General features: G+C 40.0%; 16 protein-coding genes and 1 pseudogene. 9 read left to right on the top strand and 8 right to left on the bottom strand.

Annotated features, from left to right (window positions below):
- Positions 1-11: 11 nt before the first annotated feature.
- Complete coding sequence (rluC, locus tag ACRWQN_RS09630; protein WP_434937455.1) at positions 12-968, bottom strand: 23S rRNA pseudouridine(955/2504/2580) synthase RluC; 957 nt, start codon at positions 966-968, stop codon at positions 12-14.
- A 787-nt stretch (positions 969-1,755) separates the two neighbouring features.
- Here rluC and rne point away from each other — a divergent pair.
- Positions 1,756-5,089, top strand: a pseudogene (rne, locus tag ACRWQN_RS09625) (ribonuclease E).
- 203 nt (positions 5,090-5,292) lie between these two features.
- Entirely contained in the window at positions 5,293-6,852 is a 1,560-nt protein-coding gene (locus ACRWQN_RS09620) for a SulP family inorganic anion transporter (RefSeq protein WP_434925916.1), read from the top strand.
- A gap of 125 nt (positions 6,853-6,977) precedes the next feature.
- Here the strand turns inward: ACRWQN_RS09620 and ACRWQN_RS09615 are convergent, their stop codons facing one another.
- A complete protein-coding gene (locus tag ACRWQN_RS09615) occupies positions 6,978-7,907 on the bottom strand; it encodes a bifunctional methionine sulfoxide reductase B/A protein (protein ID WP_434937453.1) in 930 nt (309 codons plus the stop codon).
- 161 nt (positions 7,908-8,068) lie between these two features.
- Between ACRWQN_RS09615 and ACRWQN_RS09610 the strand changes: the two genes are divergently transcribed.
- Both ACRWQN_RS09610 and ylqF read left to right on the top strand, forming a co-directional pair.
- A complete protein-coding gene (locus tag ACRWQN_RS09610) occupies positions 8,069-8,908 on the top strand; it encodes an isopenicillin N synthase family dioxygenase (protein WP_434937451.1) in 840 nt (279 codons plus the stop codon).
- Between the two features lie 104 nt (positions 8,909-9,012).
- Positions 9,013-9,954 (top strand): ribosome biogenesis GTPase YlqF, encoded by a 942-nt coding sequence (gene ylqF, locus ACRWQN_RS09605; RefSeq protein ID WP_434925914.1) that lies wholly within the window; start codon positions 9,013-9,015, stop codon positions 9,952-9,954.
- A 125-nt stretch (positions 9,955-10,079) separates the two neighbouring features.
- Here ylqF and ACRWQN_RS09600 read toward each other — a convergent pair whose 3' ends face one another.
- Complete coding sequence (locus ACRWQN_RS09600; protein WP_434937449.1) at positions 10,080-10,571, bottom strand: low molecular weight protein-tyrosine-phosphatase; 492 nt, start codon at positions 10,569-10,571, stop codon at positions 10,080-10,082.
- Between the two features lie 50 nt (positions 10,572-10,621).
- Positions 10,622-11,557, bottom strand: coding sequence for a DNA ligase (locus ACRWQN_RS09595; protein ID WP_434925912.1), 936 nt, complete (start codon positions 11,555-11,557; stop codon positions 10,622-10,624).
- 127 nt (positions 11,558-11,684) lie between these two features.
- Here ACRWQN_RS09595 and ACRWQN_RS09590 point away from each other — a divergent pair, with 127 nt between their 5' ends.
- Positions 11,685-12,056: a diacylglycerol kinase gene (locus ACRWQN_RS09590; RefSeq protein ID WP_434925911.1), complete on the top strand. Its 372-nt coding sequence runs from the start codon at positions 11,685-11,687 to the stop codon at positions 12,054-12,056.
- A gap of 69 nt (positions 12,057-12,125) precedes the next feature.
- Here the strand turns inward: ACRWQN_RS09590 and ACRWQN_RS09585 are convergent, their stop codons facing one another.
- Positions 12,126-12,986, bottom strand: a complete 861-nt coding sequence (locus ACRWQN_RS09585; protein WP_434929924.1) for a LysR family transcriptional regulator — start codon at positions 12,984-12,986, stop codon at positions 12,126-12,128.
- A 106-nt stretch (positions 12,987-13,092) separates the two neighbouring features.
- Here ACRWQN_RS09585 and ACRWQN_RS09580 point away from each other — a divergent pair, with 106 nt between their 5' ends.
- From ACRWQN_RS09580 to ACRWQN_RS09570, 3 genes are all read left to right on the top strand, one after another.
- The gene (locus ACRWQN_RS09580; protein ID WP_434925909.1) at positions 13,093-13,530 is read left to right on the top strand and encodes a DUF413 domain-containing protein; all 438 of its coding nucleotides are present in this window, start codon (positions 13,093-13,095) and stop codon (positions 13,528-13,530) included.
- 455 nt (positions 13,531-13,985) lie between these two features.
- A complete protein-coding gene (locus tag ACRWQN_RS09575; protein WP_434937447.1) occupies positions 13,986-14,906 on the top strand; it encodes a hypothetical protein in 921 nt (306 codons plus the stop codon).
- Between the two features lie 112 nt (positions 14,907-15,018).
- Positions 15,019-16,044, top strand: a complete 1,026-nt coding sequence (locus ACRWQN_RS09570) for a GGDEF domain-containing protein (protein ID WP_226410199.1) — start codon at positions 15,019-15,021, stop codon at positions 16,042-16,044.
- 12 nt (positions 16,045-16,056) lie between these two features.
- Here ACRWQN_RS09570 and ACRWQN_RS09565 read toward each other — a convergent pair whose 3' ends face one another.
- From ACRWQN_RS09565 to pdsO, 3 genes are all read right to left on the bottom strand, one after another.
- A complete protein-coding gene (locus ACRWQN_RS09565; RefSeq protein WP_434937445.1) occupies positions 16,057-16,683 on the bottom strand; it encodes a class GN sortase in 627 nt (208 codons plus the stop codon).
- Positions 16,684-16,687: 4 nt separating this feature from the next.
- Positions 16,688-18,823 (bottom strand): marine proteobacterial sortase target protein, encoded by a 2,136-nt coding sequence (locus ACRWQN_RS09560; RefSeq protein WP_434937443.1) that lies wholly within the window; start codon positions 18,821-18,823, stop codon positions 16,688-16,690.
- A gap of 67 nt (positions 18,824-18,890) precedes the next feature.
- Positions 18,891-19,631 (bottom strand): sortase-associated OmpA-like protein PdsO, encoded by a 741-nt coding sequence (pdsO, locus tag ACRWQN_RS09555; protein ID WP_434925904.1) that lies wholly within the window; start codon positions 19,629-19,631, stop codon positions 18,891-18,893.
- A gap of 221 nt (positions 19,632-19,852) precedes the next feature.
- On the opposite strand from pdsO, the gene pdsR reads away from it, so the two are divergent.
- Complete coding sequence (gene pdsR / locus ACRWQN_RS09550) at positions 19,853-20,542, top strand: proteobacterial dedicated sortase system response regulator (RefSeq protein WP_434937441.1); 690 nt, start codon at positions 19,853-19,855, stop codon at positions 20,540-20,542.
- Positions 20,543-20,544 lie beyond the last annotated feature (2 nt).

Here is a 20,544-nt window from a genome sequence, read left to right as displayed (position 1 = left end):
TACAACTAATATTAAATCTTTTTGAGTTTTTCTAATGTTTGTAACAACACATCATCCAACGGCGCACTGACTTGCATTGTGGTATCGGTTTCAGGATGGGTAAACTTCAGTTCTGCAGCATGTAAGAACAAACGATTTAAGCCAATTGCACGCATACTGTCGTCAAACTTTTGCTCGCTATACTTATCATCGCAAGCAATAGCATGACCAGCAAATTGACAGTGAACTCGGATCTGATGAGTTCGCCCTGTCACTGGGCTTGCTTTTACTAACGTTGCGCCTTCAAAGCGTTGCATAATCCGGTAACGCGTTTCGCATTCTTTTCCTTCCGGATTCACCCTAACTATACGCTCACCCGATTTTAAGGTAATTTTTAGTAAAGGAGCTTTTATGACCTTGTCTTTAGCCTGCCAATCGCCACGTACTAATGCCAAATAATCTTTTTGCATTGTTTTGCTGCGTAGCTGCTCATGTAGGTGTTTTAACGCGCTGCGTTTTTTAGCCACCAATAAGACGCCTGAGGTATCTTTATCTAAACGATGCACCAGTTCTAAAAACTTTTGTTGAGGTCGTAGCGAGCGCAAACCTTCAATCACGCCATAATCTACCCCACTGCCTCCATGTACAGCAATCCCAGCGGGTTTATTCAATACGATAAGAAACTTATCTTCATGAATAATTCGCTCTTCTAATTGAGAGACTCTAGATAGATTAGGTGACGGTGCTGTACGATTATCTTTTTCTGCCACCCTAACCGGCGGAATACGAACAACATCATCTATTTGAAGTTTATACTCAGGTTTAATTCGCTTCTTATTAACTCTCACCTCACCTTTTCGCACGATTCGATAAATCATGCTTTTAGGAACGCCTTTAAGCTTAGTTAATAAAAAATTATCAATTCGTTGTTCAACATTATCTTCGTCTATGGTGACGAAGTGAACTTGGGGGGTAGTTTCAGTATTCATGATGCGCCAATTTGTGAGAACGTCGCTATTGTAGCTTATTTCAATAAAACTTGGCTATCACAAGCACAGGACAATCATACTCTCTTATATAAATGCTGTTTTACAAACCACTAACGTACGCATGAATGACGTTTAAATGAATAACAAGTGGCTGCCTTCAAAGAAAAGGGAAATAAGAAATTGCATCAGTAACACAGCAATCCATTGCACAACACCCCATAATAGGTAACTGAAACAATCATCACTTAAAAGATTATAGGCTTTTGATTGCCGAACTTAGCTAATATTGCTATATTTGCGCATTGAATGAGGACAAACCGTGGATAAACTGTTCACAACCTATTCAATTAATGAAATTCAGTGCAATTTACACATGAGCTTTATCGGTAGCAAATCATTGATTTGCAAATTATAAGTTTTTAAAACACGTCATTATTATGTGTTTATAATTAAACCGTAAGTTTAGTTTAAAAAAATGTAAAAACTGCCTGATTTCAACCGCCAAATTCGAACAATATTTTAGCTTGTTATCAAACAACCGATTCGATTAGGCATTACTGGAAGAAACTGATATTTATGGGGTTGGTTGTTAATGCAACGGATTCCTTGTTTTTGTAAACACTAGAAAATAAGCCATAAATTAGGCCGCGACACGCAGAGAATGCGTTTAACAGTCGTACTGCGCGCCTATATAGCCTGTAACAAGCCGTGAGGCTGCTAAACTATTCGCAGGCCCGTAATGCAAATAATTGTTGTTTGATGACCTTTATAGAAGAATCACGTCATCATGAAACGTATGTTAATTAATGCAACTCAATCTGAAGAGTTGCGTGTCGCCCTAGTAGATGGGCAACAATTGTATGATCTGGACATTGAAAGCCCAGGACATGAACAAAAAAAATCAAATATTTACAAAGGTAAAATCACCCGCGTAGAACCCTCTTTAGAAGCTGCATTTGTTGACTATGGCGCTGATCGTCATGGTTTTCTTCCGTTAAAAGAAATTGCCCGCGAATACTTCCCTAAAGGTTACTCTTTTCAAGGTCGTCCTAACATCAAAGAAGTGGTGCAGGAAGGTCAAGAAGTTATCGTTCAAATCGATAAAGAAGAACGTGGCAACAAAGGCGCTGCCTTAACCACCTTTATCAGTCTTGCGGGGTCTTATTTAGTATTAATGCCAAACAATCCGCGCGCGGGTGGCATATCTCGTCGCATTGAAGGTGATGAGCGTACTGAATTAAAAGAAGCGATGTCTGAACTTGAAGTGCCACATGGCATGGGTTTAATTGTTCGTACTGCGGGTGTAGGCAAAGAATCAACTGAATTAAAATGGGACTTAAAAGTCTTACAGCATCACTGGGATGCTATTCAAGAAGCGTCTAAAACAAAAGGTGCTCCTTTCTTAATTCATCAAGAAAGTAATGTTATTGTTCGCGCAATTCGTGACTATTTACGTCGTGATGTTGGTGAAATTCTCATCGATCATCCACGTATTTATGAAGAAGCTAAATTACATATTGGCTTAGTTCGTCCAGACTTCCTTGAACGCGTCAAAATGTACGATTCTGAAGTACCTTTATTTACCCATTTCCAAATCGAATCTCAAATTGAGTCAGCTTTCCAGCGTGAAGTTCGTTTACCCTCTGGCGGTTCAATTGTTATTGACCCAACAGAAGCATTAACCTCTATCGATATTAACTCTGCCCGCGCCACTAAAGGCGGTGATATCGAAGAAACGGCATTAAATACTAACCTTGAAGCGGCAGACGAAATTGCCCGTCAATTACGTTTACGTGATTTGGGTGGATTAGTGGTTATCGACTTTATTGATATGACGCCTGTTCGTCATCAACGTGAAGTGGAAAATCGCATGCGTGATGCAGTGCATCATGACCGCGCACGAGTGCAATTAGGTCGTATTTCACGTTTTGGTCTGATGGAAATGTCGCGTCAGCGCTTGCGCCCTTCTTTAGAAGAGTCTGCTGCACATTTATGTCCTCGCTGTCATGGCCAAGGTACTATCCGTAGTACAGAATCTTTAGCATTATCGATTTTACGCTTAATGGAAGAAGAAGCCATTAAAGAGCATACCACTCAAATCGAAGCCATTGTTCCGGTTGATGTTGCAGCGTTTTTACTTAACGAAAAACGTAAAGCCATTCGGATTACCGAAGAACGTCATGGTGTAGAAGTGTATGTTATTCCTGATGCGCACATGCAAACACCTGAATATCGAGTGATCCGCCGTAAAAATGATGATGAAATCACCGAATCAAGCTTTAAGCGCGTTGAAGCACCTAAATCAGAATTGTACGAGCCACGTAAATTAGAGCGTACCTTAGCACCAGAGCCAGCTTTAAAAGGTTTTGCTGCACCGCAAAAAACCGTTGAAGAACCTAAAGCTGCTCCAGTTAAGCCTGTAGTTGCTGCTACACCTGGTTTATTCAGCCGCATTACATCTGCAATTAGTGCTTTCTTTAGCAGTGATGAAACTGAAACAAAAGAAAAGCCTGTAGTTAAGCCTGCGGTAACACAAGATAAAACTAACCCTCGTCGCAGCCGCCGTAATGATAGCGGTGATAATCGTAATGAAAGTCGCAACGACAGCCGTAACGATACTCGTCCGCAAACGTAACGATAAAGATTCGACAACAACTGATAACAAGAATACTCGTGGCCGTAATAAGCCTAGTCGTGACAAAGATGACACTAAAACAGCTAACAAACCCGAACCTGTTAGCAAACCGGTAGTCAGTGACGATAAACCGACCAAAACTGTTGCGGCTGAAAAAACACCTAAACAGGAAGCTGCACGTGAACGCCGTCAGCGCCGTAATATGCGCAGAAAAGTACGCATTGAGAATGAGCAAACTAATGACCAAACACTGTTAACCACTACGCCTAATGAATCCGCACCAACGGATTTAGCTAAAGATGTGCGAAGTGATGTTAATAATGTTGAGACAAATGAGTTGGTAGCTAACGTTAATGCTGAAGCTAATTCTGAAGTTAACAATTCAGCTAAAGATAGTAAGCCTGTGCGTAAGCGTCAGCCTCGTAAAGAAAAACCTGCTGATAACCAATCAGCCGATAAATCAGCGACAGTTGAACAAACTACAACCGCAGCGACGGAAGAAACAGCTGAGTTAAAAGTAGACACTAGTGTTGCAGCAACTGTAGAAGCTGTTGCTCCAACGGTACCAACTACAACTGCAGCAACAACTGCAACTATACCAGCAGATGAAACGGTTAACGTAACCGAAACAGTGTCTGAAACTGATGAGTCTGATGATGATAAACGTGAAGGTCAGCGTCGCAGCCGCCGCAGTCCACGTCATCTTCGTGCAGCAGGTCAACGCCGCCGCCGTGATGATGACGAAGGTGCTTCTTCTGATACCACGCCAGTGTTCACCCCTGTTGATGAACTTGATAGACAGTTAACCGAAGAGCTCGCACAAACTCAAGCTGTTACCGCAGCCGACGTTAATCAACCTACTGCAAAGGCTGAACCAGTGTTAGAGAGTAAAGCTGCTAACACATCAGTTGCTGAGGTTACTGAGGTGAAAGTAGAAGCATTTGCTGAATCAACAAGGGTTGAAGCAGTACAAACAGCTCCTATCGTTGAAAGTAAAGTTGACGTTGAAGCTAAAGTCGAAGCTGAAACTAAAGTTGTTCCTGTTGCTGCTGAAAAATCAGTATCTGTAACAACTGAGGCGTTACCAGTTTCTGAACCTGCGGTAAAAGCTGAAGTCACTAAAGAAGCTGAAGTTATTACACCCGTAAAAGACGTGCAGTCAAAATCAACGGAAGCAAAGCCAACCAAAGCCGCAGTTAACGCGCCTATGGCAAAGCCGGCCCCAATAGTGCGTAAAGTGGTTGAGAAAGCTGTAGAGCCGAAAGCTGAGCAAACCAAAGCTGAAGTTGTTGTGGCACCAAAACCTGCCAGCAATAGTCGTTTTGGTTCAATGGTAAGTTCAACTACAACTAAGCCTACGGTTGAAGTTCGTGAGCAGCAAGCTGTACCTCAAGGTAAAAGCTACGCTGAAACAGACAAGCCAGCTGCAGCAAAATCAAATTTTGCTAATAGCGCAACTGCTGAGATGACTAAACCACAGCCATAACAAAGTCGTTTAATAAGTTAAAGCCATGCTAAAGCATGGCTTTTTTTTTTAAATTAATTTTGATGTAAGCTTAATTCCTCGCTGTTCAAATCATATCAACTTCATTAATTGTTCTTCATGTCAGATTATTGGTTTAGAAGTGGTACGATTTTTGTTAAGATTACGACCTTAATCATCATTAAAATAAACTTAATAGAGGCTAAATGTTCGATATCATTCGTCATAAAACTGCCAGCAGTAAGGCAGATATTCTATCAGGCTTAACCGTTGCGCTTGCGCTGATCCCTGAAGCTGTAGCGTTTGCATTTGTTGCACATGTTGAGCCAATGGTCGGGTTATATGCGGCATTCATCATGGGCTTAATAACAGCTGTTATCGGTGGCCGTCCAGGAATGATCTCTGGTGCAACGGGAGCTATGGCTGTTGTGATGGTGTCATTAGTTGTGGAACACGGGGTACAGTATTTATTTGCAGCTGTGGTACTTGCGGGTATTATCCAAATTTCAGCGGGTGTCTTTAAACTGGGAAAGTTCATCCGCATAGTACCCTATCCTGTCATGATAGGGTTTGTAAATGGGCTAGCTATTGTTATCTTCCTCGCGCAACTTGGACAATTTAAAGTTAAAGATGCGGCAGGTAACATGGTTTGGATGGCACAAGAACCTATGATGATTATGGTTGGCTTAATTTTACTCACCATGGCCATTATCCACTTTTTACCCAAATTAACCACAGCAATACCGTCTTCATTAGTGGCCATCTTAACCGTAACAGCAATTGTTGTTGGTTTAGAGATGGATACTCGTAATGTGTTAGACTTCTTGAAAACCATGAGTGGCAACGATGCTGCCACTATTGCAGGCTCTTTACCTAGTTTCGCAATTCCTAGCGTGCCATTCAATTTTGATACCTTTTACATTATTTTACCCTATGCCTGTATTTTGGCTGCGGTGGGATTAATTGAATCATTACTGACATTAACCGTTATCGATGAAATGACTAATACCCGTGGTCGTGGTAATAAAGAATGTGTTGGTCAAGGTGTGGGTAACATTACCAGTGGTTTCTTCGGTGCTATGGGTGGCTGTGCCATGATTGGTCAGTCAATGATCAACATTAACTCAGGCGGTCGTGGGCGTTTATCTGGTATTACAGCAGCGCTTGCTCTGTTGGCATTTATTCTATTTGGTTCGGCATTCATTGAAATTATCCCATTAGCAGCTTTAGTTGGGGTGATGTTCATTGTTGTACTGGGCACATTTGAATGGGCAAGCTTTAAGGTAATGCGTAAAGTACCTAAACATGATGCTTTCGTTATCGTACTCGTGACAACGGTTACCGTGTTTACTGATTTAGCTTTTGCAGTATTTGTCGGTGTTATTGTATCGGCGTTAGTGTTTGCTTGGGAACATGCCAAACACATCAATGTTGATGTCAGTGAAGATGAAAATGGCTGGAAAGTTTATCGTTTAAACGGCCCATTATTTTTCGGTTCAGTGGCGCATTTTCTTGAACTGTTTGATGCGCAAAATGATACGCAGGATGTAATTGTTGATTTCCAAAACTCACGGGTTGCTGACCACTCCGCGTTGGATGCAATAGATACCTTAGCGGAACGTTATGTTAATGCAGGCAAACGTTTACATCTTCGTCATTTAAGCCAAGACTGTGTGGCTTTATTGCATAAAGCTGGTGATTTAGTTGAAGTTAATTTAATTGAAGATCCGCATTATAAAGTCGCTGATGACAAGTTAGATTCATAAATTCAAACTGAAATCTTTTGTGGTATACCCATAAAAGATCGCTAAAAAGGGCGACAATAATTAATATTGTCGCCCTTTTTATATACAAAATACGAACTAAATATATAAAGATAGCTAACAGTGGCTTAGATTGCTGATTTCAATTTATCCGCAAACAGCGACTTAAACTTATCAAATTTAGGTTTTACCACCATTTGACAATAAGGTTGTTCACCATGTTTAGCAAAATAATCATTGTGATAGTTTTCTGCTGGATAAAATACATCAAAAGCAGCTACTTCCGTCACAATAGGATCAGGCCAAATTTGCGCTTGCTGTAAAGCATCAATCATCTTATTAGCACTGTCTACTTGAGCGGCTGTGTGCGCAAAAATAACCGAACGATATTGCGGACCTTTATCATTGCCCTGCTGATTTAATGTTGTCGGATTATGGCTTTTAAATAATATTTCTAATAACTCTTCAAAACTGATAATTGTAGGATTAAAGCTGATATGCACCACTTCAGCATGACCGGTTTTACCAGAACAAACCGCATCATAATTTGCGTGTCTCTCCTCTCCACCAGCATAACCAGATTGCACACTCTCAACCCCCTTAAGCGCCAAAAATATCGCTTCGATACACCAAAAACAACCCGCACCAAAAGTAGCTTGCTCTAACACAGGCACTGAAGCATTGCTCGACTCATCATCTAAAGTTGAGGTTGATTTAAACACCATGGAAACAGAGTTAACACAATGACGAGTATTTTTATCGGTTAATAGCTCCCCCTCAAAAACATGGCCTAAGTGCCCGCCACATTGATGACAGGTTATCTCTACTCTTTGCCCATCTGCATCCATTATGCGATCGACTGCACCAGCAATTTCATCGTCAAAAGCTGGCCAACCACAATGTGCATTAAACTTATGTTCACTTCTATATAATGGCGCTAAACATTTTTTACAACAATATAGACCTTCGGCATCGTGATTAACATATTCACCTGAAAAAGGCCTTTCAGTGCCTTTTTGCTCAATGACAAACTTTTCAAATTCAGTTAATACTTGCATTCATTATCTCCACTTTAATCATTGGTCCAACCAACTGAATCATTCTACGTTAGTTAACCGCTAATCGTTCAACATAAAAGACCGTGAACAACCGCAAAAAATTGCAGCATTCTATGACAAGCGTTACCATTACCACGGGTCAAAACAAATAAGAAACTAATATGAAACTAGAAACGATTGATTATCGTGCACCTGACAGTGCCGAGCGCTTTGTAAAATCATTGCATGAAACTGGATTTGGGGTGTTATCAAACCACCCAATCAAACAATCTTTAGTCGAAAAAATTTATCAAGAGTGGTACGCATTTTTCAATAGCGAAGAGAAACAAGCGTATTTATTTAAACCTGAAACCCAAGATGGCTTTTTTCCTGCTTCAGTATCTGAAACTGCAAAAGGAAATAGCGTAAAAGATATCAAAGAATATTTTCACGTCTATCCTTGGGGCCGTATACCCGATTCATTGCGCGATAATATTTTAGAATATTACCAACAAGCTAATCATTTTGCAGCCGAGTTACTTGGATGGATAGAACAATATTCACCAGCAGATGTTGCTGAAAAATATTCGATACAGCTATCAGAAATGATCAGCAATAGCCAAAAAACACTACTACGTATTCTACATTACCCGCCAATGCAAGGTGATGAAGAATTAGGTGCCATTCGCGCTGCAGCACATGAGGATATCAACCTTATTACCGTTTTACCGGCTGCAAATGAACCCGGTTTACAGGTTAAGAATAAGCAAGGCGAATGGGTGGATGTACCCAGCGACTTTGGTAATATCATCATCAATATTGGCGATATGTTACAAGAGGCCTCAGGGGGATATTTTCCATCCACATCACACCGAGTAATAAACCCACAAGGAGCTGACAAAACTAAGTCACGTATTTCACTGCCTTTGTTTCTTCATCCTAATCCGGAAGTGGTGCTGTCTGAGCGGCACACCGCTGACAGTTATTTAATGGAAAGGTTGCGTGAATTAGGCGTAATTTAAACAATTAAGCTTCCACAAAGCGCCTTAAGGCGCTTTTTTTATGCTTTTCATTTGGGTTCAAGGTACAATATTGGCATTGTTACTCAGTAGTAAAAGGCAACATCATGGCAATTCAGTGGTATCCAGGACACATGCACAAAGCACGCAAAGAGATTGAAGAGGTTATGCCTCAAGTCGATTTGGTGATTGAAGTGCTAGATGCCCGCATTCCTTATAGTAGTGAAAACCCCATGGTGACTCAGTTACGTGGTGGGAAGCCCTGTATTAAACTGCTGAACAAATCAGATTTAGCCGACCCCAAAGTGACCGAACAATGGATTGAATACTTGGAACGCGAGCAAGGCGTAAAGGCATCTGCCATTACGACATTGCAACCCGCTATGGTCAGAATGATCCCCGATTTATGCCGTAAATTAGTCCCACATCGGGATATTATTGAAAAAGATATTCGTACCATGATTATGGGTATTCCTAACGTGGGTAAGTCTACTATTATTAATACGTTAGCTGGACGGGTTATTGCAAAAACAGGTAATGAACCCGCGGTGACTAAAAAACAACAACGCATTAACTTACGCAACGGTATTGTATTATCTGATACTCCAGGGATTTTATGGCCGAAAGTGGACAATGAAGCAAGTAGTTATCGATTAGCGGTAACAGGTGCGATTAAAGATACCGCTATGGAATACGAAGATGTGGCAATGTTTGCAGCAGAGTATTTATTAAAAGCCTATCCAGAACTAATTTGCGAGCGTTATAAAATTGATAATCTACCAAACTCTGATTTTGAGTTATTGGAAGAGATTGGCCGTAAACGCGGTGCATTACGTCCTGGTGGACGTATCGACTTACATAAAGCATCAGAACTGTTATTACACGAATTCCGTTCAGGGAAAATTGGCTTACTGAGTTTAGAAACGCCAGCAATGATCGAAATAGAAAAAGTGGAAGTTGAACGTATTATTGCTCAAAAAGAAGCTGACAGATTGAAAAAACTAGAACTGAGTAAACTTAAACAATCTGGTAAACGTCACCAAGGGTAATTATTATTCACCACCCTATTAAAGTTAGTTAAATAAAAAAGCATGAATTTCATGCTTTTTTTATTAGCTAATCCAATAATTATCGATTGTATTAGCTAATAAAAACGTATGACCGACTGTGTTGTTTATTTTTTTGCAATAAGCTTAGCCAAAGCGCTCAAGCTATTTTCAAGTAAATCTATCACCAGCTCAAATCCATTGTCACCGCCATAATATGGATCAGGTACATCTTTGATATTTTTAAGGTCTTTGACACCTGTGTCACCAAACGCAAGTATCATCGATAATTTATGTTGATATTGCTTTGGACAGCGTGTCACAAGATCTTTCATATTAGCGGCATCAGCAGCAAGAATAAGGTCAAAATCAGCAAAGTCTTGCTCAGTAACCTGCCGTGCGCGAATACCACTAAAATCTATCCCACGAGCCTTACCGGCTTTCACACTGCGGGGATCAGGTGAGTTACCTTGGTGATAGGCTATCGTACCTGCTGAATCTATTTTTATATCTAGTTGACATTGCTTAGCTTTCTGTCTAAAAACAGCCTCTGCGGTTGGCGAGCGACATATATTACCCATGCAGACAAATAACACTGACTTTACTTCTGTGATCACCATTAGGTTACCTTTCCAATACTGATACTAATAATAATTAAAACCACAGAAACTTACGGTTCTTTAGGTTCATCATCTCTTACCCGCCAAAAGCTTGCAAATCTTGGCACCCCATTTTTAGTAAAGCCAATATGATGATAACTTATCAATGTGCCTATGGAAGGTGGTTTTTGACGTTGAAGGTCACTAAAACCAGTACCAATATCAAACACAATTCCATTTGGCATTTTCACCGTTAATGCGCCCATCACGCCGGTATACTTGCCTTTGCCATCAGTATGCCCAATGACTATAGCGTCAGCATCACTTTTAAGTTTTAATTTTAATATGTTATCTGTACGACCTGTAACGTAAGTAGCTTGTTTTCGATGTAACATTAAACCTTCAGCCCCTTGAGCAACAACACGCTTTAAACGCTGATATAATTCATGTTCGGAAGATATAGTTTCCTGTTCTATTGCTTCTAAATATTCAGATTTAGCGGCAATGACTTGTAATTGCTGATATCGATGCTCAAAAGTTAATTCTGACAAAGGCAAATCAAATAACATCAACTTTACTTTATGCCAGGCAGCATCTGATTCAGCCTGCCTAACCAGACCAGATATAGCTTCAAATTGTCCACGACCGATCCATAACTCGCCCTCCAATACGGTATTAGGAAAATCCTTAATAAACCAAGCAGGAGGATTAATTAACCTGCCACTTTTAGTCAGTAGCTGTTTCCCATCCCAATACCCTCTTACACCATCTAATTTTTCACTAACAAGGTAATCCTCAATGTGGATATTCCCCGTTAATGACTTAGCTAATTGTATTTGCGGTTTAGGTATTACTTCCTCAGCTTGAGCATCACTAGAAACAAAATGCATGATTAACACACTAATCATAATCAGATAATAACCGAGTAAATTGTAGTTTGTGGCAGTGTGTTTTAAATTTACTTGCTGGTTATTGATGGCGGTTATACAAATCAAAAATTTATTCATGAGCAGTCCTTTGCATGACCAAACTGGTTACAAAAGTTAACCAACATTGAATACTTGATTAACAAATATAAAGAAGAATGGCATAATCAGTAAAGAATTTAGTGTAGTACATAAAACGTAGGCTTGAATGAAACCTAAAAATAATCACGGATTTAAACGCGTTATTAGAGCAACAGGCTTTTCCATACAGGGATTTAAAGCAGCATTTAGGGATGAGGCAGCATTTAGGCAAGAGCTCGCATTAGCAGCAATTCTGCTCCCTGTAGCATTGCTCATAGACGTCAGCACATTAGAACGCTTAATGCTAATATTAGGCGTTTTTTTAGTGCTAATTGTAGAGTTACTCAACTCAGCTATTGAAGCCGTAGTTGACCGTTTTGGCGGTGAAATGCATCCTTTAAGCGGTCAAGCCAAAGATATCGCTTCAGCAGCTGTTTTTCTCAGTTTACTATTTTGTGGGATATGCTGGGCCGTTATTATTGGCCCATTAATTTGGTAATCATTCCAGTCTTAAAAAAGGCAGGAAGCACAAGTTACATTGAATTTAACTTGCTTATTTCTGCCTTGGTTAAGTTGGCGCTACAGGCCCTTTAGCTTGTAACAGCTTTAGCGCCTTTTCAATTTGCTCTCTTCGTTCATTGCCAGTCCAAAAAGCACCATATACGCTGCGTTCAATCGTAGCGGCTTGCTCAACTAAAAATACTTGCTTTGATGCTAAATACGGCTCAATAAATGAGTACGGTAAAAATGCACTGCCGCCATTGTTAAGCAAAAAGTCGAGCGCCATTCTTGCCGAGCTGGTATGAAGAGCCGGAACCGGTAGCATTGTAAAAGTCTGTGCATGGGCAATATTAAACGCTGTCCCCCAATCTACTTTAATATAATTTATCGTGTCTATATTACTTAATGTCATCCCCGCTTGATGGCAAACTAAACACAAACTCACATCCATTAACTTAACTATGTCTACCTCTTCTAATTTTGGGGTATCAAAACTAATCGCGATGTCGATACTTCGCTCAATCAGTTGTCGAGTCATAGCTTGAGGAGTAATCACCTCCGTGCGAAGTGATACTCCGGGTAATCCTTGATGTAAAGGCTGGAAGAAGTATTGTAAATAAGTATCCCAAATATTATGCCCTGTACCCAAGGTTAGTTGTAACAAGTTATCTTGGTGCAAACTAACATCTTGTTTCGCCCTTTCCCACGCTATTAGCACGGCTTCAGCATGGCCCAGCATTCTTTCTCCTGCTGGGGTTGGGTGAATATTATTGCGAACACGGTCGAATAACTCCACACCAAGCAAGGTTTCTAATTGCTTAACCCTAAAACTGACCGCACTTCGAGTTAAAAAAAGATTTTCAGCCGCTTTACCGAAATGCCGTGTCTTTGAAACCTCAAGAAAGGTCTTTAATAAATCCGTGTCCATAAAAATTCTTCACCGAAATGGATAAAATATTTTGATTTAAAAAAATTTCAAGCTGGCCAATACTCCAATTGAAATCTTTATTCACTTAATCTTATAGGTAAATGCCATGTCACAGCAATCATATACACATGTAGCTGCCAGTATTGACACTATAGCCAATGGCACAGCTAGCTTTGTAAGCAACAAACGTTTCTACGATGATGTTAATTTCCCAAAAGGGTTTAAACGTTGTGGAGACTTTACCAACAAGGAAGCTGAATTACTTGAGCAACATGGTCAAGCACTGAAAAATTTATCTGAAGGAACACAACTGCCTTGTTCACCAGATGAAGACCAATTTGTTAAAGCGACCCAAGGGTTAATGCCACCGACGACACCAATCGAATTACTCTGGTCTAAATACACTAGATTAGCCAAAGGTAAGCCATTTTATGCTGTTGTTGGCACCATTCATAACCCAGGCCAATCTGCCAAAGTTGAAATTGAAATCGACTTCGATGAGGTAAGCGATGATGAAGAAGAAACATCAACTGCCGAAGACTAAATAGCGCCTAAAGGCTGAATATTTAAACTTATTAAAAATAAAGGAGCTTTAAGCTCCTTTATTTTTTGTCAAGCCAGCCAATTTTTAAATAATCAGTTTTTTAAATACCTACAAATCATCCTAATATTGATATTTAACTCTCGACTTGCAGTCGATAAAAACAGCATAAAACAGGCCGTAGTTTACATTTTTCATCCTCTACACAAGAAAACTTTGATTTAACGCAACTTTAATGAAACAAAGTTTTTACATTTGCTTACATGATGCTAATATCATGAGTGTGTTCTAGTGACAGCATTTCTGCCACACACACTTAGTCATGCTACTCGTGAATCTTTAGTTACTACATTTTCTTCTGTCGACGCGTATTTAGAAGAAACATCTAACGAGTAATCAATGCATATTGCCACCAATGAGCAATAACTATAAAAAGAATAAATGCGGAGTTTTTATTTATGTTCAAAACTTTGATGTCGTGTGCGGTGCTGTTTATAGCAAACCCAGTATTTGCCGATGATAATAACGTCATCACTCCAGAACAAGTTAATGTTTTGCCAGATTCATTCACTATAAATATTGGTGGATTATATGCAAATTCTGACTCGTACATGGTAGTAACTAACCCTCGTACAGGGGGCACATTTCCATTAGATTTTGAAAATGACTTAAACCTTAAAGAAAAACAGTTTTTACCTTTTATTGAATTAGCCTACACATTCAATCAAAGACATAATATTTATTTAGACTATAAATCTTTACACCGCACAGCCCAATCTCCTGAAATTGCAAAAGACTTTCAGTTCACATTGCCCGATTCAGATATTACCTATGATGTTGAAGCTGGTATCAGCTTAAAATCAACTTTAGACATTGATATTTTACGTCTAGGTTATGGTTATGATATTTGGCAGGGTGAGAACTATACAATAGGTGCTTCTGTCGGTTTACACACCATGTTTATTAAAACGGCTTTTGAAGGTGAAATAGGAATATGTGTTCCCAACACTCAGCTTGAGCAATATTGCGGTGAAACAATAACCACCCCTAGAGTTGTAGATAAAAGCTTAACAGCACCATTACCAAACTTTGGTGTTTATGGTGACTATGAATTTTCACCTAGTTGGGTATTTAAAGCTTATGCACAGTACTTCTCGCTAAAATATAACGATATAGCAGGTTCATTGGTAGATGTTCGAGCGGTAGTAGAAGCTGAATTAAATGAAGATTGGTCATTAATTGCAGGCTTTAATTATTATGAAATTGATGTAGATTATAAGCAAACATTAACCGCCTTGGACCAAGACTTTTATATTGCCGACTACAAAATTAACTACAGCTTTACTGGACCAATGATTTCAGTACAGTACACCTTCTAAATCAAGAATTAAAAAATCAAAAGCATCATTAGATGCTTTTTTTTTGCGTTACACACCGCAATATTACTGCTATATTTTTATTATCATTATTATAGATAATTAGAGGGTTAAGATGTCGACCACGCTTTTACAGCTTGCTGCAGCTAACTTAAAAAAAGCCGTGCCTTTAATGCTTAAGTATCAAATTCCCACCACGCCAATTAATTATGCGTTATGGTATGCCTATGTTGGAGAGAAAAATCCACAGTTGAATGCCGAACTTGATAATGCAATTAAGCAAAATCAAACCTGCTCCCCTGTTACCAGTGAATTACTATTTCGTAAGCACGTAGCAGATCCCGTAGAGCTTGATGTACGTGATATGCGTAAAAACCTCGATGCCATGGTATGTGACTTATCGCAATCTTTAAAAGACACCAATTCAGATACTGAATCATTTCAAGCACAGATTAATAAAGACTTTACGCGTTTAGCCGATCTTGAAAACCAAGGTTTTTCATTAGAGCAAGTTATCGGTGTTGTGCGTAATATAGTCAAAGAATCTGAAAACATTCGCTCCAGTACGGTCAGTTTTACCCAGCAATTACAAAAAGCCCAATCGGAAATTGATACACTTAAAACACGTTTGGCTGAGTCAGAGAAAGATGTGCTTTATGATGCGTTAACTAATGTACTCAATCGTCGTGCTTTTAATGAAGATATCAATGCCCAAATTGAGTTGGCACCAGAAGGCTGTTGTCTTATTTTAATTGATATTGATCACTTCAAAAAATTTAACGACTCTTTTGGCCACCAACTAGGTGATCTTGTTTTGAAAACAGTGGCAAAGCGTGTACAAGAAGCTTGTCGTGACGGTATTAAGCTGTATCGATTTGGCGGTGAAGAGTTTGCTATTATCGTGCCTAAAAGCCAGCTAAGAGTTGCTCGTCATCTTGCTGAGGCTATTCGCCGTGCGATAGAAAAACTCAGTGTAAAAGATAGACGCAGTGAGAAAGTAATTGATTCTATCACCGCATCTTTTGGTGTATCAGAATGGAAACCCAAGCAAGATGTCGGTCAACTAATAGAAGCGACTGACAAATTGCTTTATGAAGCCAAGCGACTAGGTCGCAACCGTGTTATGCCAATATCTAACTAATAGTTAGCTAAATTAAATCAAGCTTGACGGACTTATTGATACAGCCTTTGCCTCTACAATGTAACGAAGGTCTGCATCACCGCTCAATTTATCAAATGGGTAGCAGGTTATTAAGGTTAACCGGCGGTCATCTGTCATGGCCATTTCATCAACTTGGGTTTCGTGTACCACTCGTAAATCGGTCACCTGATAACGAGTGTACTGACCCTGGGCATCTTGTAACTCGATAGTATCTCCCAATACTAAATGCTTTAGCTTCAGAAAATGGCTGTCTCGATGCCCTGCAATAATGGTATTCCCCTGCTCACCTACATTAGCCCCACCTAAATATAAACCAGGGCCAAATGCCAATGTTCTGCCTGATATTCCCGCCAAAACATAGATATCTTGTTTATCTAGTTTGTGCTGCCGGTCAATGAAACGTATTTTTGCTACCGGATGAGTATCAGCCCAAGACCAAGGTTTATGCGGCTTGTTATCAAACAAGGTTTGTACGAATGCACGCTCAATCAAATACTGAGCAAAATGAGCTTTAGCTTGCATGTAGCCTCCCTTTATAATCATTGCTGACGCTATAATTAGCAGAGTAAAAAAAATTATCCATCGCAAGTTAATTGTTCTTGTTAATCTAACTAACATAATGTTATTCCACACTATTTAGGATGAGCCTTTGCGCAGGCAGTAAGCCTTTTAGCCATAGACCATAAAGTAAGGTTAATGCTAGTAAGCTCATTCCGATAAGCAACCATAAACGACTCGCTGTCGCAGTTTGTGGTAACACACCTTGCTGACTCGCACTTGCTTGCCACCCAGCAGGTAATAACGTCGATAATTGATGCTCAGACTTGTCAGAGTGATATGGATTAACCGGAGTAACATCAACCGCCAATAAACTGGTTTGGCTACTGACTAAATGATATTGCATGGCCAACGCTTCAACTTGCTTGGCCACTTTTTGACGATTCGCATGACTTTGGCTTAGCTCTAATGCGGTTATTTGTGTATTAGCCCACAGTAAATCAATTCCCACGGCTGCACGGCTCTGATTGAAATCCAGTTGTTGTTGCCAATATTGGCCATTAATATGGCCTGAAATAATCACTGGCTGTAATTGATCAGCAGGCATTTTAAAACTGACTGTAACGGGATCGCTATGATAAACATCATCAATCTGTGCAGGCCAATAATCCGGTACGCTACCATCAAGGTTATATAATTCAACATCGGTTAACATCGGCTGATTTATTTTGGTCAAAAGCTGGGATATTTTCTGCTCTACCTCCTCTAACTTACCTATATAAGTAAAAGTCCCTCGTCCGACTCTGGCTGCCCTTGTCATAAAGTGTGAATTAGGCGCCGAGCCAATCCCGACCGTAAACAGTCTTGAATCTTGTAACTGATAGCTAATTTGTTCAAATAACTGTGCCTCATTTGATACCGCACCATCCGTCATAAATATGACCTGCCTTAGGCTTCCTGCTTTAGCGTTAATGCTGGAGATCAATGCCCTATCTAATGCTGGTGCCATTTCGGTGCCACCATCTGCATTTAAAGAACCAATGAATCGCTTTGCTTGTTCTAAATACAAACTATTCGCTGGTTTTGCATCACTGAATAATGCACTGACATCAGAATTAAATTCGATAATATTGAAACTGTCGGTTGGTTTAAGTCCTGTTAAGGCAATATTCAACGCCTGCTTGGCTTGAATGATTGACTCCCCAGCCATTGAACCAGAGGTATCTATAACAAGGATTAATTCTCGACTAATTTGCTGCTGAGCTTTTAAAGTCAATGTGGGCGGAAATAACATAGCCATCGCATAAATATCTTTTGGCTGGTCAAGATTGACGTCAGCATTAGCTTTATCTTGATAGGTTTTACCCGTTTGAAAAAAAACCGTGGCAGCCACTTCATCACCAACACTTGTTTGCCATTGTAGGACAAAGTCACGGTCTAACGGCACTTTGCCCTGCAAGCTTACATTGGTTTTTCGTCCATTTTGATGTTGTTGTATATCGTGATAAGGACTATTTAATTCGGTAATATCAAAACCACCATCTATATCGATATCTATCGATACCTTATGGCTTGCTGATGCATTTTGTCCCTCAGTATTACGCTGCACATTTAGAGGTTCAAGCATGGGCGATATTAGCTCTTTAGTTTCAGAAAATGTACTGCGTTGAAAATCCGGTCGATAACGCGGCGCAACCACTAACGGAAAGCGCAGACTAAACAAACCATCCTGATAACTGATTGTTTGCAGATAAGTAATTTCAACGGTTACTTGCTGTAACGGACCAATATTAGCCAATTGAGTGGTAAACACATTGGTGCGTTGCTGACTGACTAAACTCGCCTGCTTGCCTTGTTTTTTAGCCTGCTCAAATTGTTGTTTAGCCTGTTGCTTTGGTTTAATAACACCTTCAATTATCCGGTCGCCAATCAGTAAACTCATCCCATCAACCGCTGAATTTTCAGGTAAAGGAAATACATACTTAGCATGAATCCAGCTGTCTTCAACATTATTAAATATCTGCTTCACCGTCACCCTATTCACTAATCCTGACACTGTCATTTCAACTTGAGTATCTAGGGCAAATATCTGTTTATGCTGACTATTAATCTGGTAGCTAATCAGACCTTGAGTGATTTCATCAGCCTCATTTGTGATAGTTCGATTCGAGTATGTATCTTGTGATGCTAGGCTCAAATAGGGAAAGCTGAAATAACATACACTGACTAAATACAACCAAAAGGGCAATTTTACAAACATAACATCTCCTTCGCGGCATGGTATTCATGCCGCTAACTAAGTCCATAAAGTGGAACAAACGGTTAAATTAATTGGCGGCTAATTGCGCACTTTCTGGAATAAGCGTTAATGTTACTCGGCGATCGAAAAAATCATTTTCAAAATTCTGATCTGGATGCATTGGCGCGCTGGCACCATAGGCCTGACCTTGTAAACGTGACTTATCAATTCCTTGCGCCACAATGTAGTTGGTCACTTCAATTAAGCGCTGCTCTGATAACGCCTGATTAAAATCATCATTCCCACGGCGATCGGCAAAGCCCATTAAATCAACATTCAGCTCAGGCATTGATGCCATCATGTAAGCCACATTATCTAACTGTTGCTTAAACAAAGGTTCAATGAGGCTTGAACCGGTTTTAAATTGCACATTCATTCCCACACCTAATTCAGCTAAGGTTTGCTTTTGATGCGCTTGAAGTCGAGCAAGCTCTGATTTCACCTCTTCTAAGGACTGTTGTTGTTGGTTCATTTGTGCAATTTTTTGGCTAGTCTCATTAATTTCATATTGCTGCTGCGATAATAAAGATTGTTGTGCTTCAATCTCAGAATCATCACCGACAGACTTACCAATTAATGAGCCTGTTAATGCGCCAATAAAAGCACCAATGGGTCCACCAACCACGGCACCCAATATAATGCCTGAGCTTAAGCCAACAAGTTCTTCAGTATTTTCACGTTCTGGTATTGTGTTGCTTTGAGCGCCATAGCTTATGTTACTAAACAGTACTGATGAGATAACGGCGATAGCGACTAGTTGCTTTTTCATAATGACATTCCTGTTTTTAATATTGATAAATGAGTTGTTCGACATGAGTCCTCGACTCGATGAAACTATTAAACAACACAGAAATGGCTATTTATGGGTTTAAAAATGGCAATCTTATGTTCAATTGTGGCAACAAAATGGCAATTGATTTGGAAGCCTTTAACCCGTTATAAATTGCTGTATAGTCACAACAATAAACAGATTATGGAATTAGCTGATTAATGAAACGCATCGCGATTGTTGAAGATGAAGCCGCTATCCGCGACAACTACAAAGAAGTGCTACAGCAACAAGGCTACAGTGTACAAGCCTACCCTAACCGTCCAACGGCTATGTTAGCCTTCAATGCTCGCCTGCCCGATTTAGCCATCATTGATATTGGCCTTGGAGGTGAAATTGATGGCGGCTTTACTCTATGCCAATCCTTACGCGCCATGTCGAGTAGCTTGCCGATTATCTTTCTTACCGCACGAAGTGGCGATTTTGATACTGTTTGTGGTCTAAGGTTAGGCGCTGATGACTATCTAACCAAGGATGTCAGTTTCCCGCATTTATTGGCGCGTATTGCCGCATTATTTCGCCGTTCAGAATTAATCGGTTCAAGCCCGATTGAAGATAATCTAATGACACGCAATCACTTGCAAATTGACGGCAATCGCATACAGGTCACTTGGAAGTTACAGCCGATTGAATTGACCGTTACCGAGTTTTGGATGGTACACGCCATGGCTAAACACCCAGGACATGTCCGCAGCCGTCAGGATTTAATGCAAGAAGCGAAAATTTATGTCGATGACAGCACCATTACGTCCCATGTAAAGCGGATCAGAAAGAAGTTTTTAGCCATAGACAGTGAATTTGACTGTATCGATACTGTATATGGTATGGGTTATCGCTGGGACAGCTTGTAAGG

The organism is Shewanella sp. HL-SH8, from assembly GCF_051165765.1.
Classification (GTDB): Bacteria; Pseudomonadota; Gammaproteobacteria; order Enterobacterales; family Shewanellaceae; genus Shewanella; species Shewanella glacialimarina.
The sequence above is the reverse complement of the archived record's forward strand: the minus strand, read 5'-3'. Positions and strand labels throughout refer to the sequence as shown.

Bases quoted from the DNA above. Each gene is read 5' to 3' on its own strand.
- pdsR (WP_434937441.1), top strand. From the start codon at position 19,853: ATGAAACGCATCGCGATTGTTGAAGATGAAGCCGCTATCCGCGACAAC.
- ACRWQN_RS09600 (WP_434937449.1), bottom strand. From the start codon at position 10,571: ATGGTGATCACAGAAGTAAAGTCAGTGTTATTTGTCTGCATGGGTAAT.
- ACRWQN_RS09580 (WP_434925909.1), top strand. From the start codon at position 13,093: ATGTCACAGCAATCATATACACATGTAGCTGCCAGTATTGACACTATA.
- ACRWQN_RS09575 (WP_434937447.1), top strand. From the start codon at position 13,986: ATGTTCAAAACTTTGATGTCGTGTGCGGTGCTGTTTATAGCAAACCCA.
- ACRWQN_RS09565 (WP_434937445.1), bottom strand. From the start codon at position 16,683: ATGTTAGTTAGATTAACAAGAACAATTAACTTGCGATGGATAATTTTT.
- ACRWQN_RS09570 (WP_226410199.1), top strand. From the start codon at position 15,019: ATGTCGACCACGCTTTTACAGCTTGCTGCAGCTAACTTAAAAAAAGCC.
- ACRWQN_RS09610 (WP_434937451.1), top strand. From the start codon at position 8,069: ATGAAACTAGAAACGATTGATTATCGTGCACCTGACAGTGCCGAGCGC.
- ACRWQN_RS09595 (WP_434925912.1), bottom strand. From the start codon at position 11,557: ATGAATAAATTTTTGATTTGTATAACCGCCATCAATAACCAGCAAGTA.
- ACRWQN_RS09585 (WP_434929924.1), bottom strand. From the start codon at position 12,986: ATGGACACGGATTTATTAAAGACCTTTCTTGAGGTTTCAAAGACACGG.
- ACRWQN_RS09560 (WP_434937443.1), bottom strand. From the start codon at position 18,823: ATGTTTGTAAAATTGCCCTTTTGGTTGTATTTAGTCAGTGTATGTTAT.
- rluC (WP_434937455.1), bottom strand. From the start codon at position 968: ATGAATACTGAAACTACCCCCCAAGTTCACTTCGTCACCATAGACGAA.
- pdsO (WP_434925904.1), bottom strand. From the start codon at position 19,631: ATGAAAAAGCAACTAGTCGCTATCGCCGTTATCTCATCAGTACTGTTT.
- ACRWQN_RS09615 (WP_434937453.1), bottom strand. From the start codon at position 7,907: ATGCAAGTATTAACTGAATTTGAAAAGTTTGTCATTGAGCAAAAAGGC.
- ACRWQN_RS09590 (WP_434925911.1), top strand. From the start codon at position 11,685: ATGAAACCTAAAAATAATCACGGATTTAAACGCGTTATTAGAGCAACA.
- ACRWQN_RS09620 (WP_434925916.1), top strand. From the start codon at position 5,293: ATGTTCGATATCATTCGTCATAAAACTGCCAGCAGTAAGGCAGATATT.
- ylqF (WP_434925914.1), top strand. From the start codon at position 9,013: ATGGCAATTCAGTGGTATCCAGGACACATGCACAAAGCACGCAAAGAG.